Raw genomic sequence first — 16,914 nt, 5'->3', positions numbered from 1 at the left:
GTGAAGTGCAAAATTCGACACACAAAAAGAATTTCCCCGTGCGTTTTGACATGCGCCCCGTCAGGTGCCAAATGACTGGTATGAACAACGCTTTGGATATGCCCCCAGTCACATGGGAAGTCGCCCGCGATTTGGTGGATTACGAGACCGCGGTCGCGAGGATGGAGGCGCATGCCAATGCGATGGCGCGCGGTGAAGCTGGTGAACTGATCTGGTTGTTGGAACACCCGCCACTTTATACGGCGGGAACTTCGGCCAATCCACGTGATCTGGTCGCGCCGGATCGGTTCCCCGTCTTTGAAAGCAAACGTGGCGGGCAGTACACCTATCACGGTCCCGGCCAGCGGGTGGCTTATGTCATGCTGGATGTAGGCAAACGTGGGCGCGATGTGCGGGCCTTCGTCGCTGCACTGGAAGAATGGGTCATCAAAACCCTTGCCGAGTTTAATGTCACGGGTGAACGGCGCGACGGCCGTGTTGGAGTTTGGGTCGTGCGCGACGACAAACCATTGACCGCATTGGGACAACCGCCTGAAGACAAGATCGCTGCCATCGGCGTGCGCCTACGCAAGTGGATCAGCTTTCACGGGATTTCGATCAACGTGGAACCGGACCTTGAACATTTCTCGGGCATTGTCCCCTGTGGGATCTCCGAACACGGCGTGACCAGCTTGGTGGATTTGGGCCTTCCGGTCACGATGGAAGATCTGGACGTGGCCCTTCGCCGTGTGTTTGACGAAGTGTTCGGCCCTGATCAGCGCTAAATTGCAGCTTTTCGCACCTGCGACATAGGTACACCTTCCAATTAAAGTGAATTTAGCGCAGGTTCCCCCGGAATTCGCGCCATCTGGCGCATGTGATCAAGCAAGAGGACTACCATGAAAACGATTCTCTCATCCGCAGCCATGATCATCGCACTGTCCGGCACCGCGTTTGCCGAAGGCGATGCTGCGAAAGGCGAAAAAGACTTCAAAAAATGTAAATCCTGCCACGCGATTGCCAGCCCGGAAGGCGAAGTGATCTTCAAAGGCGGCAAAACCGGCCCGAACTTGTACGGCATCGTTGGCCGCGCAGCAGGCAGCGTTGAAGGCTTCAAATACGGCAAATCGATCGTCGACGCCGGCACAGCCGGTCTGGTCTGGGATGCTGACAACCTTGCCGCCTACATCAAAGATCCCAAAGGCTTCCTGAAAGAAGCCACGGGCGACAGCAAAGCTAAATCGAAAATGACCTTCAAATGGGGCAAGCCTGAAAACATCATCGCTTTCCTCGCGACATTCTCGGCCGAAATGCCTGCTGAGGAAGCTGCCGAAGGTGAAGCGGCAGAGACCGAATCGACCACAACCAACTAAGTGACACCCGACCAAACGGTCGAGTTTCAGCGCTAACGTTGCGCCCTGCCCGGGAAATCCCTGTGCAGGGCGCAATTTTTTTGGCAAATGCGACGATTGCGACGTTGCCCCTGACCCGCCAGGCATATTAAACACGTTAAAAAGCCGGGCAGGGATTTTCCCAGCCCTGTCCTCGTTTAACCCCAAAGGGAGGGATACATGGCGGACGCAGCCATCCACGACCACGACCACCACGACGATCGTGGTTTCTTTACCCGGTGGTTCATGTCGACCAACCACAAGGACATCGGTATCCTGTACCTGTTCCTTGCCGGTCTGACGGGTTTCATCTCGGTCGCATTCACCGTTTTCATGCGCATGGAGCTTATGGAACCTGGTGTTCAATATATGTGCCTTGAGGGCGCTCGTTTCATCGCAGATGCAACTGCCGAATGTACACCAAACGGCCACCTGTGGAACGTGATGATCACGTATCACGGCGTCCTGATGATGTTCTTCGTCGTCATTCCAGCGCTGTTCGGCGGGTTCGGCAACTACTTCATGCCGCTGCACATTGGTGCCCCCGACATGGCCTTCCCACGCATGAACAACCTGTCTTTCTGGCTCTATGCCACAGGTGTTGCACTGGGCGTTGCCTCGCTGCTGGCTCCGGGCGGTAATGACCAGCTTGGGTCTGGTGTGGGTTGGGTTCTATACCCGCCTCTATCCACGACCGAGGGCGGATATTCGATGGATCTGGCGATCTTCGCGGTCCACGTATCGGGTGCCTCATCGATCCTGGGTGCGATCAACATCATCACCACTTTCCTTAACATGCGTGCCCCGGGCATGACCCTGTTCAAGGTGCCGCTGTTTGCTTGGTCGATCTTTGTGACCGCATGGCTGATCCTTCTGTCGCTGCCGGTTCTGGCAGGCGCTATCACCATGCTGCTGATTGATCGTAACTTCGGCGGGACATTCTTTGATCCTGCTGGCGGTGGTGACCCGGTTCTGTATCAGCACATCCTGTGGTTCTTCGGACACCCGGAAGTGTACATCGTGATCCTGCCAGGCTTCGGTCTGATCAGCCACGTTATTGGCACCTTCGCACGCAAACCGATCTTCGGCTACCTGCCGATGGTTTGGGCGATCATCGCCATCGGCGCGATCGGCTTTGTTGTGTGGGCTCACCACATGTACACCGTTGGTATGTCGCTGCAGCAGCAAAGCTACTTCATGCTGGCCACGATGGTTATCGCGGTGCCGACAGGCGTTAAAATCTTCTCGTGGATTGCAACGCTTTGGGGTGGATCGATCGAGTTCAAGACACCGATGCTGTTCGCGTTCGGCTTCCTGTTCCTGTTCACCATCGGCGGCGTAACCGGCGTGGTTCTGTCTCAGGCTGGCGTCGATCGTCTGTATCACGACACCTACTATGTGGTTGCTCACTTCCACTACGTTATGTCGATTGGTGCGGTGATGTGTATCTTTGCAGGTATCTACTACTGGATTGGCAAGATGTCCGGTCGCCAGTACCCTGAATGGGCTGGTAAGATCCACTTCTGGACCTTCTTCATCGGCGTAAACCTGACCTTCTTCCCGCAGCACTTCCTGGGCCGCCAAGGCATGCCCCGTCGTTACATCGACTACCCGGAAGCCTTCGCTTACTGGAACAAGATCAGCTCGTATGGCGCGTTCATCTCGTTCGCTTCGTTCGTGTTCTTCATCGGCATCGTGTTCTACACGCTGACACGCGGCAAACGCGTGACCGAGAACAACTACTGGAACGAATACGCGGATACGCTGGAGTGGACACTGCCCACCCCGCCGCCAGAGCACACCTTTGAAATCCTGCCCAAGCAGGAAGAGTGGGATAAAGGCCACTCGCACTAAGGTAAGATCAAACTAGAAAAGGCCCGGAAGTATCCGGGCCTTTTTCTTTGGCTGTAATGCTTCAGGGCAGATCGAGCCTGAAACGATCATCAGACCAGTCATCCACACTTGTTCGCGCGCGGATCCAAACTGTCACAGTGCCCTCTGGTACGGCCACACCTGACAAGCTTCTGGTGAAAGGTTGCTCATTAGCATGCGGGTGCGCCAACACGCGGGTGCCCAGCACCTCACCTGCCTCTGTTTCTACACGCCAGCCATCGGCGTAATCGTCCCAGCCGATCTCTGGATGGCTTAGGGTCACACTAAAGGACCAACCCGATCCGCTGGCCCGTGCCACCGCGCCTTCGATCACGGCGTCATGTGCCAAGGCGGGTCCAGCCATTAGTAAGCTGCTTAGTAAGAACAAACGCATCGTGACCTCCTGCTTTTCAAAGCAGAGTGCGATCCGTCGCCCTGAATTGCCAATCACATCCCAGAGAGCGGCGAAACCCAGCCACCTGAACTTGCCAAGTCCCCCCATCATTTGCGATGTGTTGTCCGGTTCAAAACACGAGGACACCCCAATGCCCTACGAGTGGGTTCAGGCCGACAAATCAGATGCCCAGCGCAACCGACCCAAGGCAGAGCTGCACCTTTGGCCCTACCGTTCCCTCCCGCGCCGTGGGTTCGTTTGGATCATGGGAATGGGCTTTGGCATGATGGCGCTTCCCCTCTTGGCGTTTCTTGGCACCGTTGCGCTTTGGGGGCTGCTGCCGTTCGGGCTCGCCGCCCTTGGCGCTTTGTGGTTCTTTATCGAGAAAAGCTACAAAGACGGCGAAATTCTTGAAGAGCTACGCATCTGGTCAGATCACATGACCCTTACCCGGCACGGCCCGCGCGGGGAGGTTCAGAAATGGGAAGGCAACCCGTATTGGGTGACAGTTCAACTTCACAAATCGGGCGGTCCTGTGCCTGACTATGTCACGCTCAAGGGCAGCGGACGTGAAGTTGAATTGGGCGCGTTCCTGTCAGAAGACGAACGACCCGCCCTGCATGCAGAGCTGTCGGAACGGCTTATGCAGATTAAGTCTCACCAATAAAAAATGCGAGGCCGCTGCCTCGCATTCTTGCATCTTCATCTCAGATGGATCACCCAAGTTTGGCCTTCACCAATGGACCAACTTTTCCGAAATCCATCTGGCCTGTGAATTTGGCTTTCAAAGCGCCCATCACCTTGCCCATGTCGCGGATGCTGTCTGCGCCAACTTCCGCAATTGCAGACACCACCGCCGCTTCGGTTTCTTCATCAGAAAGCTGGCGTGGCAGGAAGTCTTCGATCACTTTAATCTCGGACAGTTCTTTCTCGGCAAGCTCAAGACGTCCGCCTTCTTCATAGGCGCGCGCACTTTCCTGGCGCTGTTTGACCATCTTTCCAAGAATGGCCAACACATCAGAATCCGAGATCTGAGTGTCCTCACCTTTGCCTCGCAGGGCAATGTCCTGATCTTTGATCGCGGCATTGATCAACCGCAGCGTGGTCAAACGCTCGGCATCTTTGTTTTTCATCGCCGTTTTCAGGGCATCATTCACGCGGCTGCGCATATCCATGGATCCATCCATCTGCTGTGACGTTCACAAAGACGGCTATTTATCGAAAAGCGTCCCGGCAATCAACACAACTGTCTTGCGCTAACATGTCAAAATGAACTTTCCGTGCTTTTTGTGCATGAAGCGCCTCTTGACCCCACCGAACCTCGCAACTAGGTTCGCGCCAATTTGTCGATCGGGAGTCGTTCAATGTCCGCTGCCACCGCCCCTTCTCAGGAAACTGCCAAACCCACTGCCTGTCTTGTTCTTGCTGACGGCACGATCTTTTACGGTCACGGGTTCGGAGCCACCGGTATCACCACCGCCGAGCTGTGCTTTAACACAGCAATGACTGGCTATCAGGAGATCATGACAGATCCCTCGTATGCCGGGCAGGTTGTGACTTTCACCTTCCCCCATGTGGGCAATGTGGGTGTGAACCCTGAAGATGATGAAACGGCTGATCCTGTTGCCGCCGGTATGGTTGTTAAGTGGGACCCGACCGAACCATCGAACTGGCGTTCGACTGAACGTTTGGTGGATTGGTTGGCCAAAACCGGACGCATCGGCATTGGTGGCGTCGACACACGCCGCCTGACCCGCGCAATTCGCCAGCAGGGCGCACCGCATGTGGCGATCGCTCATGATCCAGACGGAAACTTCGATATTGAAACGCTGATCGCCGAAGCGCGTGGTTTCTCGGGTCTTGAGGGACTGGATCTGGCGAAAGAGGTCACCTGTGCGCAAAGCTACAAATGGGATGAAATGCGCTGGGCCTGGCCTGATGGCTATCCCAAGCAGGAAAACCCCCGTCACAAGGTTGTGGCATTGGATTTTGGGGCCAAACGCAACATCCTGCGCTGCCTTGCCTCGGCGGGCTGTGACGTAACGGTTCTGCCTGCAACGGCCACTGCGGAAGAGGTTCTGGCCCACAATCCCGACGGCGTGTTCCTGTCGAACGGCCCCGGCGACCCTGCGGCCACCGGTGAGTATGCTGTGCCAATGATCAAAACGATCCTCGACAGCACGGACCTTCCTGTCTTTGGCATTTGCCTTGGGCACCAGATGCTGGCGCTGGCACTTGGCGCACGCACGATTAAGATGAACCACGGCCACCACGGTGCTAACCACCCGGTCAAGGACAATGACACTGGCAAGGTCGAAATCACCTCGATGAACCACGGGTTCGCAGTTGATACCGCCAGCCTGCCCGAGGGCGTGATTGAAACCCATGTATCGCTGTTTGACGGCTCAAACTGCGGGATCCGTATGGAAACGCGCCCGGTCTTCTCGGTCCAGTACCACCCCGAGGCCAGCCCGGGCCCGATGGACAGCTACTATCTGTTCGAGCGCTTCTCGGAGGCGATGGATGCGCGCGGCTGATACCAGTATCTGCCGCTAACCCTGTGGCGGAATTGCACTTTTCAGACACGATGGCGGGTTGGTTAACCCGCCATTAACCATTTAACCATCATGCTCGTCTGGTCTGACAGTCCAACGAGCATAAAATGCCATCCCCAGATCTTCGTATCGTCCAACCCAATGATGCGCTTTCGGTTCAGGCAGGAACCAACAAAGCCATCGCCTTCGGAACCACCGCCGTCCGCGCGGCGTCCCGCAGCTTTGACCGCCCCAATGCCAACACCCGAAAGCCTTTGGGGCAGGTGTTGGTGGAAATGGGTGCGCTGTCGCCCGAGCATTTGGCCATGGCCGTCGCCCTAATGGCGCGCGAAGATGCGCGGTTCGGGGATATTCTGCTGGCCAATGGCTGGGTGCGCAAAGCCGATCTATATGCTGGGCTGGCGCACCAATATGGATGTGACATTGCTGACCTTACGTCGCAAAGGCCCGATGTGCGCCTAATTGATCAGATCGGGGCAGAGTTCTGCATCCGCAATGGCATCGTTCCATGGAAACGGGCGGGTGCGGCGACAATTGTGATCTGTTCGCGCCCTGACCAGTTCACGGAGCTTTCCAAACATTTCCCCGCAACTTGGGGGAAGTGTTACCTGGCCATCGCTCCGGAAGAAGACATCCAAAAAACGCTTGTAGATCTGCGCCACCGCAGCCTTGCGCAACGCGCCGAAAGTCGGGTCGCAGCCTCTGAAAGCTGCCGAACGTGGAGCCAAACTGCGGTGATGCGGTTCAGCTTGGCTTTGGTTCTGTTAATCAGTGCGGTTTTCGTCGTCTCAAGCTATGCAGGCTTTGCCGTTCTTGTTGGTTGGGCCGTTGTGACACTGATTCTGAATTCATCCCTAAAAGCCATCGCGGCTTGGCAATTCTTCCGCGGCCGCCAAAGAGAACAAACCGAATTCGTATCTGCTCGATCCCCACAAGGGTTCCTGAAGCTTCCAACCGTCTCGATCCTTGTACCCCTTTACAAAGAACGCGAGATCGCTGGCCGCTTGGTCAAACGGCTGGAACGCCTCTCCTATCCGCGCGAGCTTTTGGATATCTGCCTTGTGGTTGAAGAAGATGACAGCTTAACCCAACACACTTTAGCACAGTCCGACCTTCCACGCTGGATGCGGCAAATAGTTGTTCCGCGCGGAGTGGTAAAAACCAAGCCACGCGCCATGAACTTCGCGCTGGATTTCTGCAAAGGGTCGATCATTGGCGTTTATGATGCCGAAGACGCCCCCGACCCAGATCAGATCCACAAGATTGTGCGGCGCTTTTCAGAACGCGGCCCGGATGTCGCGTGTTTGCAAGGAAAGCTGGATTTCTACAACGCCCGCACCAACTGGCTAAGTCGCTGCTTCACTGTCGAATACGCAACGTGGTGGGGATCGATCCTTCCCGGGGTCGAACGCATGGGGTTTGCCATCCCCCTAGGGGGCACAACGTTGTTCTTCCGCCGTGCAGCGCTTGAGGAACTGGGCGGCTGGGACGCCCATAACGTGACCGAAGATGCGGATCTGGGCATTCGGCTGGCACGCCGGGGATACAGAACCGAATTGATCGACACCGTGACCGAGGAAGAAGCAAACTGCCGCGTCTGGCCATGGATCAAACAGCGGTCGCGCTGGATCAAGGGCTACGCCATGACCTATGGCGTGCATATGCGAAACCCGCGACAGCTTCGTAAAGAATTGGGCTGGTGGAAATTTGCGGGGTTTCAGATTTTATTCTTGGGCGCGTTGTCGCAATTCCTGCTTGCACCGATCCTTTGGACGTTCTGGGCATTCCCGCTGGGACTGCCTCATCCCTTACGTGGGGTAGCCCCGAATAACCTTCTGTTGGTCCTTGGCACGGTCTTCATGGCGGCTGAGCTTTTGACCATCACTGTCGGGGTGCAAGCGGTCAGCACTCCCAAACACCGCTGGTTGCGCTTTTGGGTTCCCACGCTGCATTTCTACTATCCACTGGCATCTCTGGCGGCGATGAAAGGGTTTCTGGAAATCATGACGAAACCGTTTTACTGGGATAAGACCCAGCACGGTAAATTCGATCACGATCCTGCGGCACAACCTGCCACGTCGGACATCAATCCGTTAGAGCCGAATCCAGTTTGATACGTGTTTCAAACGCCAACGAGATATGGCTTCGCAAGGCATTGCGCGCAGCGTCCTGATCCCGCGCCTCAATTGCTGTGACGATGGCGTCATGTTCGGCAATCGCATCTTCACTACGCCCTTCGGCAGCCAATGAGGTCGTCGCCAACAGCGCCATGGAGCGATGCACAAGATCCAATTGTTGCACCAGATAGCGATTGTGCGAGGCCAGATGCAGCTGCTTGTGAAACCGACGATTTGCACGTGCCAAGGCGGACGGATTGTCCAGTAGCTGCCGGTCTTCTTCCACCATTTCGCGCAGTACCCGGATTTCCTCCGGCGCGGCATGCTGGGCCGCCAGAGATGCAGCCAGACCTTCCAATTCAGAGCGGACAACGTAAAGCTCGGCCAATTGATTGTGATCCAGCGAGGCGACGATCAGGCTGCGCCCATCCCGCGTCAGAAGGGATTGGGTTTCCAGCCGTTGAAGCGCTTCACGGATCGGGGTGCGCGAAACTCCAAAACGCTCGGCCAATTCGTTTTCGACCAAACGATCGCCGGGTTTGTAGGTCCCTGTGTCAATTGCCTCAAGGATCATTTCATACGCGTCGCGCTGTCCTTGTTTTCCTTCAGCCACCATTCTGTCCTTCCCGGCCCATGTCGATCCGCACAGATAAGCACGACACCAAGAGCATGGCAAACACCAACCGCGTGTCGCGTCGTCGCAGTGCCTGATTTTCGCATTTCAGACCTTTCGCCCGCTGGCCCGTCAGGTTAGCGTCCGAACATGGTTGCAGATCTGTTTTCACATGTCAGTCACTGGGTTTTTGACCTGGACAACACGCTCTATCCGCCTCGGGTTCGGCTGTTTGACCAGATTGAGGTACGCATGACGAATTGGGTTATGCAGGAGCTTGGTGTGGACCGGGACGAGGCGGATCGGTTGCGTAATGAATACTGGCGTGATCATGGCACGACGCTTGCTGGCCTTATGCGCTTACATGACGTGGACCCTGCCCCGTATCTTCACGACGTTCATGACATTTCGTTTGATGCGCTTGAACCAGATCCTGCGCTGGCAAGCCAGATCTCAAACTTGCCGGGGCGCAAGATTGTGTACACCAATGGCACCGCGCCATATGCAGAGCAGGTATTGTCCGCACGTGGCCTGTCTGGTCTGTTTGACGCGGTCTATGGGGTCGAGCACGCCGAGTTTCACCCCAAGCCCGACCGCGCCGCATTCGAGGCCGTTTTTGCCCGCGATGGAGTGAAAACCGAAGCCGCGGCAATGTTCGAAGACGACCCGCGCAATCTGGCCGTCCCGCATGCGCTTGGTATGAAAACCGTGCATGTCGCGCCAGAGCCTGAACCTGCAGAACACATCCATCATCACACAGACGACCTGACCGCGTTTCTGAACCGTCTGGGTACGTCTGAAAACCCGGACCAGCTAAGCTGATCCCAAGGGGGAAACATGACTGAACATCGCGCTGACATCTTTATCTCGGGTGGTGGGATTGCGGGTCAGGTTACGGCCGCAGCCTTTGCCGCCGCTGGGTTCAGCGTCGTCATGGCCGATCCATTTGTCCCCGTCACCACAGCGGATGACGAGAAATCAGATCTAAGATCTACAGCGTTTCTGCTGCCTGCCCGCCAATTGTTTGATCGCATTGGCCTTTGGCCCCATTTGAAATCTCATGCCAAACCGCTAGACCAACTTGAAGTCATCGACACCACCGGTTGGCCCCCTGAAATCCGCGACCGGAGGATTTTCCGCTCGGATGATATGGGCGACGAGCCCTTTGGCTGGAACCTGATGAATTGGGTCGTTCGGCGCGAGATTTGGACCTACCTTCAAGAGCAGCCCTTGATCACGCCCCTTTACGGGACCGGCTTTCGATCCATTGTGCAGCGCACCGATGAAATCATCGTGACACTCACCAACGGCGACCGTGTACGTGCTCGCATGGGGATTGCGGCGGATGGCAAATTCTCGCCCCTTCGTGAAGCGGCTGAAATTACTGTTTCGACGACGCGATACGGTCAAAAATCGCTGGCATTCACCGTCACGCATGAGCTTCCGCACGACAACATCTCGACCGAGATCTACAATCAGGGCGGCCCCTTCACTATTGTACCTCTGCCCGACATGGACGGAAAACCTGCCTCGGCCATCGTCTGGATGAACAAAGGCCCGCGCGCGGTTGAGCTGATGGAGATGGACGTTGACGCATTTGAAGATGTGATGTTCCAACGCTCAACCGGTTTGCTGGGCCGAATGCAGCTGCAAGGCAACCGATCCATTTGGCCGATTATCACGCAGACAGCGGATCAACTGGTATCCGGCCGCGTCGCTGTCGTCGCCGAAGCCGCCCATGCCCTGCCGCCGATTGGCGCACAAGGATTAAACACGTCGCTGAATGACGTCATCGCCCTTCTGGAACTGGCAGAGGCCAATCCGGACAGCTTGGGCGATCCCAGCATGATGAAAGCCTACGATAGCGCACGGGCAACCGATATCGCACGACGCGCACGCGCGATTGATTTGTTTAATCGGGTCACACGCTCGGGCGACGGCGTGATGCAAACGGTGCGACTGTTGGGGTTGAAAGCCGTGCATGACGTGGCCCCAATGCGCAAACGTGTGATGCGCGCAGGTCTTGGCCCAAACTGACCCCCTGCGGCACGCCGCCACATGACAGATTTGTCGCATTCAGTTCTTTGAACACATGAAGGATACGCATCCTGCAACGTGAACAGGAGAAATGACATGGCGACGGAACTGAGCCCCGAACAGAAAGCAAAAGACGCGCGAGCGGAAAAAATTGCCTTTGCAATCATGGGTGCGATCGTGGCGGCCCTTGTTGCGGGCTTCCTTATCAAAGGCGTTGCCGGAATTGGACTTGTCGCCCTGTCGACCGTTCCGGTGATCTATCTGCTGCTGATCACCATGGCAGGCGGTAAAGGCTAGATCACTTTAGCTGGATGCGCGGGGCCATCCCCCGCGCAATCAGTCCTACAGCACTTTGGACAGTACAGCTTCCAACCGTGCGACGCTGGCGTCAACATCGTAAAGCTTGTCGAGCCCAAACAGCCCAAGGCGGAAGGATGAATAGTCCTCGCCCTCGTCGCACATAAGCGGCACACCAGCAGCAATCTGCACCCCTTCGGCAGCGAAAGCCTTGCCGGCCTTAATGTCGGGATCTGCGGTATAGGATACGACCACGCCGGGCGCTTCAAACCCCTCGGCAGCAACGGACTTGATGCCGTTTTGCGCCAATAGGGCGCGCACGCGCCGGCCCTGCTCCCATTGCGCATCACGCAGTTTCTCAAACCCGTAATCTTTGGTTTCCAGCGTTGCATCGCGGAAGGCCCGCAAAGCATCCGTGGGCATCGTCGCGTGATACGCATGCCCACCGCCCTCATAGGCCTCCATGATCGACAGCCACTTGCCCAGATCCACCGCGAACGAGGTCGAGGTCGCGGCCTTCGCCATGTCCCGCGCATTGTCGTTCATCATGACCAGACCAGCAGAGGGCTGCGCCGACCATCCCTTTTGAGGGGCCGAGATCAACACGTCCACGCCGGTTGCTTTCATGTCGACCCACGCACAGCCCGATGCAATGCAGTCCAGAACGAAGATCCCGCCCACACCGTGCACGGCCGCGGCCACGGCTGTGATGTAATCATCGGGCAATATCATGCCCGAGGCGGTTTCGACATGCGGGGCAAACACAACGTCCGGCTTCTCTTCCCGGATTTTCGCAACGACCTCGTCGATCGGCGCTGGAGCGAACGGCGCATCCGGTGCGTTGCCCACGCGGCGCGCTTTCATCACGGTTTCAGCGGATGGGATCGACCCCACCTCAAATATCTGGCTCCAACGGAAGGAGAAGAACCCGTTGCGAATGACCATGACCCGTTTGCCAGTGGCAAATTGGCGGGCCACTGCCTCCATCGCATAGGTACCTCCGCCTGGAACAAGGGCCACAGCGTCCGCGTTATAAACATCTTTCAACGTTGCTGAGATATCGTTCATCACCTTCTGAAAGGTGGTGGACATATGGTTCAGGGACCGGTCTGTGAATACGACCGAGAATTCAAGCATCCCATCTGGGTCGATATCGGGCAGAAGTGCGGACATTATTGGTCTCCCTCGTTGTGCCGAAATAACGTGGCCCAAATTCCCTGCGTAGGGAAGAGGTCAAATTGGCCCGGGGCGGCGTTCTTCGGACAAAAGCACGTTGGCTTCAACATCTCCAACGCCGGGCATGGTCATGATCCGACGGCGCAACACGCGTTCGAAATCCGCGATGTCGCGGGCCACAACACGCAGGCGATAGTCGTACAACCCCAGCACGTGTTCGACTGTTTGCACTTCGGGGATCGCCGACACAGCGCGTTCGAAATCATCCAGACTGACCCGCCCTTTGGTGGCAAGTTTCACGCCCAGAAATACCGTCACGCCGAAGCCCAATGCCTCGCGATCCAAATCAAGTCGGCGCCCCACGATCACGCCTTGATCAGTCAGGCGTTTGATACGGCGCCACGTGGCGGGTTGGCTCAGCCCAACTTCACGCCCCAACGCGCCAGCGGACCACGTTGCATCTTCGGATAGCAATCGCAGCAAGGCGAAATCGGTGTCGTCCAGATCGATCATAGCGGCAGGCTTTCATCAGATTTGATCCGCGCCACGTGCATCAAGGCTTCAATGTCTGCGATATGCGGCAGAGATAGGATTTGATCGCGATAGATCGCCTGATAATGGGCCATGTCGCGCGCAATGACCGAAAGACGCACGTCAACACGTCCGACAAAGGTTTGGATTTCGATCACCTCAGGAATGGCGCGAGCTGCTTCGATAAAGTCGTCAAAGGCACGGGGTTGGGTTTTATCAAGCGTCACCCGCAAGCTCACCTCAACCTCATATCCCATAGCACGCCAATTGATCACCGTGCGGGGTCCGCGCAGAATATCTTGATCACGCAGCCGATCAACGCGCCGCGTCAGGCGGGCAACGGACAACCCCACACGATCCGCCAAATCCGCACCCGCCATTGTAGGATCGGCCTGCATCTGTCTGAGTATGCGTCTATCAAGATCATCAAGCATGAATTTGTCACTATCACGACTTCTGGAGAATAAAAACCTTCATCTTAGCGCGGGTTTTCATTCATTTCCCACTCGAAAGCACACACCGGCTGCCTATGATGCGTGTTGAAAGAACAACCCATCCAACGGAGCACCCGATATGCGCGTTTACTACGATCGCGATTGCGACATTAACCTGATCAAAGACAAAAAAGTTGCCATCTTGGGCTACGGCTCGCAAGGCCACGCGCATGCGCTGAACCTGCGCGACTCGGGCGCTAAGAACCTTGTTGTTGCCCTGCGCGAAGGTTCGGCATCGGCCAAGAAAGCACAGGCTGAAGGTCTGGAAGTTATGGGCATCGCCGAAGCCGCAGCTTGGTGTGACGTCATCATGTTCACCATGCCCGACGAACTGCAGGCTGAAACCTATAAGAAATACGTACACGACAACATCAAGCCGGGCGCAGCCATCGCATTCGCTCACGGCCTGAACGTTCACTTCGGCCTGATCGAGCCAAAAGAAGGCGTTGACGTGATCATGATGGCCCCGAAAGGCCCCGGTCACACCGTACGCGGCGAATACGTCAAAGGCGGCGGCGTTCCCTGCCTTGTCGCTGTAAACACCGACGCAACCGGCAAAGCTCTGGAAATCGGCCTGTCCTATTGTTCAGCCATCGGTGGCGGCCGCTCGGGCATCATCGAGACCAACTTCCGTGAAGAATGCGAAACCGACCTGTTCGGTGAACAAGCTGTTCTGTGCGGCGGTATCGTTGAACTGATCCGTTGCGGTTTCGAGACCCTGGTTGAAGCCGGCTATGCACCGGAAATGGCTTACTTCGAGTGTCTGCACGAAACCAAGCTGATCGTTGACCTGATCTATGAAGGCGGCATCGCGAACATGGATTACTCGATCTCGAACACTGCAGAGTACGGCCAGTACGTCACTGGCCCGCGCATCCTGCCCTATGAAGCCACCAAGAAAGCCATGAAAGAATCGCTGGAAGACATCCAGACCGGTAAATTCGTGCGTGACTTCATGCTGGAGAACGCTGTTGGTCAACCGACCATCAAAGCAGCCCGCCGCCACAACGACGAGCACCAGATCGAAGTTGTGGGTAAGAAACTGCGCGACATGATGCCGTGGATTTCCGCTGGCAAACTGGTTGATCAGGAAAAGAACTAAGACCCGAAACGCGGCGGGTTGATTTCCACCGCGCAGACAGGTCAAGTGGGGCGTCCGATTGCGGGCGCCCCTTTTCGTTGAGAGCACCAATGACAGACAACCCCACATCCCGCGACTGGGCGGGCGTCGTGACACTTGGCCTGATTTGGGGCGGCACTTTCATGGTCGTCGCCATCGCTCTTGAGGGCTATGGCCCCGTCACCGTTGCCACCGCCCGCACCACGCTGGGCGCATTGGCGCTTTGGGTGCTGATGTGCGCGACGGGAAAAAAGATGCCGGGATTCAGTGCGGCCCTTTGGTGGTCGATCGCGATCATCGGGATACTCTCGACTGCCTTGCCGTTCTTGTTATTAAGCTGGGGGCAGCAATACGTGCCATCGGCCTTTGCCGGCCTAACGATGGCGGCCATCCCTTTGATGGTGTTGCCTCTGGCCCATTTCTTCTCGGACGAGCCGCTAAACGCGCGTAAATTCATCGGGGTGACACTTGGATTTAGCGGCGCTTTGGTTTTGATCGGGCCGGGCCTTGCACAATTGGGGCAAGGCGCTGAACCATTGGCTCAGTTGGCCTGCATTGGCGCGGCGTTCTGCTATTCTGTCGCGTCGATCCTGACCCGACGTTGCCCGCCCATCGATCCGGTTGTCTTGGCCACACTGACGCTTGTGGTTGGGTCCGCCATCCTGCTGCCAATCATGATTGCCACCGAAGGCTGGCCCGCTTGGGAAGGCACCAGATCCGGCTTGGCCATCGTCGCATTGGGGCTGCTCCCCACAGCGTTGGCCACTCTGCTGCGGGTGGCGATCATCCGCAGCGCCGGTTCGGTCTTCATGACGCTGGTGAATTACCAAGTGCCCGCATGGTCGATGGTGTTCGGCGCGTGGATCTTGTCCGAGACACTGCCGCTGCGGTTCTTCGCAGCGCTTGCGCTGATCATGACCGGATTGGCCATCAGCCAATGGTTCAGTTTGCGCAAGATGCTGATCGGTCGTTAAGCTGTCGCGGCTTCAACCTCGGCAACAATTCCATCCACGACATTTGTAAGCAGCGCGTCATCTTCGCATTCCGCCATCACCCGGATTAGGGGTTCGGTGCCGGATTTGCGGATCAACAAACGACCTTTGCCATTCAGCTTGACTTCGGCATCCGCGATCACAGCCTTAACACGGTCTGTTTCCAGCGGCGTTTGCCCCAGCGTATACCGCACGTTTTTGAGGAGTTGCGGCACGGTTTCAAAGACTTGGCACAGCTCTGACGCGGGTTTTCCTGTTTCCACCATGCAGGCCAAAAACTGAAGCCCCGCAAGTAGGCCATCACCCGTGGTGGCGTAGTCGCTCATCACAATGTGGCCGGACTGCTCGCCGCCCAGATTATATCCGCCAGCGCGCATTGCCTCGACAACGTGACGATCGCCAACCTTGGTGCGCAGAAGCTCCAGCCCCTGCCCGGCCATGTGACGCTCTAGTCCCAAGTTCGACATCACGGTAGCGACCAATTTGCCGCCCTTCAGACGATCTTCTGACGCCCAGTGCGAGGCAAACAGCGCCATGATTTGGTCGCCATCAGCCACCTGCCCTTTTTCATCGATGATCATGATGCGATCAGCGTCACCATCCAGGCAGATGCCAAGATCGGCCCCGGTCTCAACCACGGTGCGCGCGGCTAGAGCCGTGTCGGTCGACCCACAGCCCTTGTTAATGTTCGTCCCATCCGGTGAAACACCCACCGGAATGATGTCAGCACCGAGTTCCCACAAGGCGTCAGGCGCTGCGCGATAGGCTGCGCCATTGGCACAGTCGATCACAACCTTGATCCCGCTCAGGCGCTTGTTCTTCGGGAAGGTGGTCTTCAGGTATTCTGTGTACCGCTGCCTGGCCTCTTCAATCCGTTTGGCGCGACCAATATTCTGAGGCTGCACCGGATCGACGCCTTCATGCACCATGCGCTCAATCTCGGCCTCGTCCTCATCTGACAGCTTGAAACCATCCGGGCCAAAAAACTTGATGCCATTGTCATGGAACGGATTGTGCGAAGCCGAAATCATGATCCCCAGATCAGCCCGCATAGAAAGCGTCATCCGACCAACCGCAGGGGTTGGCACCGGCCCCAAAAGCAATACGTTCATACCGGTTGAAGTCAGGCCAGCCGTCAGCGCATTTTCCAGCATGTAACCGGACAAACGCGTGTCTTTCCCAATCACCACACGGTGTCCGTTCGAATGATCACGGCGGAAGTGACGACCTGCGGCAGCACCCAGCTTCAAAGCCATCTCGGCGGTCATGGGCCACGAATTTGCCAGCCCGCGAACCCCATCGGTTCCGAATAATTTCTCGACCATGCTGCCTACCTCTTACTTTTC

18 protein-coding genes are annotated in these 16,914 nt (G+C 56.7%); 11 read left to right on the top strand and 7 right to left on the bottom strand.

What is annotated here, in order from left to right:
- Positions 1-80 precede the first annotated feature (80 nt).
- The 3 genes from lipB (at position 81) to MWU55_RS05860 (ending at position 3,224) form a co-directional block, all read left to right on the top strand.
- Entirely contained in the window at positions 81-764 is a 684-nt protein-coding gene (gene lipB / locus MWU55_RS05870) for a lipoyl(octanoyl) transferase LipB (RefSeq protein WP_246935690.1), read from the top strand.
- A gap of 114 nt (positions 765-878) precedes the next feature.
- A complete protein-coding gene (locus MWU55_RS05865) occupies positions 879-1,352 on the top strand; it encodes a cytochrome C (RefSeq protein ID WP_246934851.1) in 474 nt (157 codons plus the stop codon).
- A 198-nt stretch (positions 1,353-1,550) separates the two neighbouring features.
- Positions 1,551-3,224, top strand: coding sequence for a cytochrome c oxidase subunit 1 (locus MWU55_RS05860; RefSeq protein WP_246934849.1), 1,674 nt, complete (start codon positions 1,551-1,553; stop codon positions 3,222-3,224).
- 61 nt (positions 3,225-3,285) lie between these two features.
- On the opposite strand, the gene MWU55_RS05855 is transcribed toward MWU55_RS05860, so the two are convergent.
- Complete coding sequence (locus tag MWU55_RS05855) at positions 3,286-3,636, bottom strand: hypothetical protein (RefSeq protein WP_246934847.1); 351 nt, start codon at positions 3,634-3,636, stop codon at positions 3,286-3,288.
- Between the two features lie 151 nt (positions 3,637-3,787).
- On the opposite strand from MWU55_RS05855, the gene MWU55_RS05850 reads away from it, so the two are divergent.
- Positions 3,788-4,303, top strand: coding sequence for a DUF2244 domain-containing protein (locus tag MWU55_RS05850; protein WP_246934846.1), 516 nt, complete (start codon positions 3,788-3,790; stop codon positions 4,301-4,303).
- A gap of 49 nt (positions 4,304-4,352) precedes the next feature.
- On the opposite strand, the gene MWU55_RS05845 is transcribed toward MWU55_RS05850, so the two are convergent.
- Positions 4,353-4,811, bottom strand: coding sequence for a GatB/YqeY domain-containing protein (locus MWU55_RS05845; protein ID WP_246935689.1), 459 nt, complete (start codon positions 4,809-4,811; stop codon positions 4,353-4,355).
- Positions 4,812-5,000: 189 nt separating this feature from the next.
- On the opposite strand from MWU55_RS05845, the gene carA reads away from it, so the two are divergent.
- On the top strand, positions 5,001-6,173 hold the full coding sequence (gene carA, locus MWU55_RS05840) for a glutamine-hydrolyzing carbamoyl-phosphate synthase small subunit (RefSeq protein WP_246934844.1): 1,173 nt from the start codon (positions 5,001-5,003) through the stop codon (positions 6,171-6,173).
- 125 nt (positions 6,174-6,298) lie between these two features.
- Positions 6,299-8,305 carry a glycosyltransferase family 2 protein gene (locus tag MWU55_RS05835; protein WP_246934841.1) on the top strand — a complete coding sequence of 669 codons (2,007 nt, stop codon included), beginning with the start codon at positions 6,299-6,301 and terminating at the stop codon, positions 8,303-8,305.
- Here MWU55_RS05835 and MWU55_RS05830 read toward each other — a convergent pair.
- Complete coding sequence (locus MWU55_RS05830) at positions 8,277-8,921, bottom strand: GntR family transcriptional regulator (protein ID WP_246934839.1); 645 nt, start codon at positions 8,919-8,921, stop codon at positions 8,277-8,279. The genes MWU55_RS05835 and MWU55_RS05830 overlap by 29 nt on opposite strands.
- A 150-nt stretch (positions 8,922-9,071) precedes the next feature.
- On the opposite strand from MWU55_RS05830, the gene MWU55_RS05825 reads away from it, so the two are divergent.
- From MWU55_RS05825 to MWU55_RS05815, 3 genes are all read left to right on the top strand, one after another.
- Positions 9,072-9,743 carry a pyrimidine 5'-nucleotidase gene (locus MWU55_RS05825; RefSeq protein ID WP_246934838.1) on the top strand — a complete coding sequence of 224 codons (672 nt, stop codon included), beginning with the start codon at positions 9,072-9,074 and terminating at the stop codon, positions 9,741-9,743.
- 15 nt (positions 9,744-9,758) lie between these two features.
- Positions 9,759-10,958: an FAD-dependent monooxygenase gene (locus tag MWU55_RS05820; protein WP_246934831.1), complete on the top strand. Its 1,200-nt coding sequence runs from the start codon at positions 9,759-9,761 to the stop codon at positions 10,956-10,958.
- Positions 10,959-11,054: 96 nt separating this feature from the next.
- Positions 11,055-11,255, top strand: a complete 201-nt coding sequence (locus tag MWU55_RS05815; protein ID WP_246934829.1) for a hypothetical protein — start codon at positions 11,055-11,057, stop codon at positions 11,253-11,255.
- A 45-nt stretch (positions 11,256-11,300) separates the two neighbouring features.
- On the opposite strand, the gene MWU55_RS05810 is transcribed toward MWU55_RS05815, so the two are convergent.
- From MWU55_RS05810 to MWU55_RS05800, 3 genes are read right to left on the bottom strand one after another with little or no spacing between them, the layout of a single operon-like run.
- Positions 11,301-12,428 (bottom strand): aminotransferase class V-fold PLP-dependent enzyme, encoded by a 1,128-nt coding sequence (locus MWU55_RS05810; RefSeq protein ID WP_246934828.1) that lies wholly within the window; start codon positions 12,426-12,428, stop codon positions 11,301-11,303.
- A 60-nt stretch (positions 12,429-12,488) separates the two neighbouring features.
- Complete coding sequence (locus MWU55_RS05805) at positions 12,489-12,944, bottom strand: Lrp/AsnC family transcriptional regulator (protein ID WP_246934826.1); 456 nt, start codon at positions 12,942-12,944, stop codon at positions 12,489-12,491.
- Positions 12,941-13,396 carry an Lrp/AsnC family transcriptional regulator gene (locus tag MWU55_RS05800; protein WP_246934824.1) on the bottom strand — a complete coding sequence of 152 codons (456 nt, stop codon included), beginning with the start codon at positions 13,394-13,396 and terminating at the stop codon, positions 12,941-12,943. The genes MWU55_RS05805 and MWU55_RS05800 overlap by 4 nt, the downstream gene beginning before the upstream one ends.
- Positions 13,397-13,535: 139 nt before the next feature.
- On the opposite strand from MWU55_RS05800, the gene ilvC reads away from it, so the two are divergent.
- Positions 13,536-14,558, top strand: coding sequence for a ketol-acid reductoisomerase (gene ilvC, locus MWU55_RS05795; protein WP_246934822.1), 1,023 nt, complete (start codon positions 13,536-13,538; stop codon positions 14,556-14,558).
- An 89-nt stretch (positions 14,559-14,647) separates the two neighbouring features.
- A complete protein-coding gene (locus MWU55_RS05790) occupies positions 14,648-15,550 on the top strand; it encodes a DMT family transporter (protein WP_246934820.1) in 903 nt (300 codons plus the stop codon).
- Here MWU55_RS05790 and glmM read toward each other — a convergent pair.
- Positions 15,547-16,893, bottom strand: a complete 1,347-nt coding sequence (gene glmM / locus MWU55_RS05785; protein ID WP_246934818.1) for a phosphoglucosamine mutase — start codon at positions 16,891-16,893, stop codon at positions 15,547-15,549. The genes MWU55_RS05790 and glmM overlap by 4 nt on opposite strands.
- Positions 16,894-16,914 lie beyond the last annotated feature (21 nt).

It is taken from the genome of Aliiroseovarius sp. F20344, from assembly GCF_023016155.1.
Classification (GTDB): domain Bacteria; phylum Pseudomonadota; class Alphaproteobacteria; order Rhodobacterales; family Rhodobacteraceae; genus Aliiroseovarius.
The sequence above is the reverse complement of the archived record's forward strand: the minus strand, read 5'-3'. Positions and strand labels throughout refer to the sequence as shown.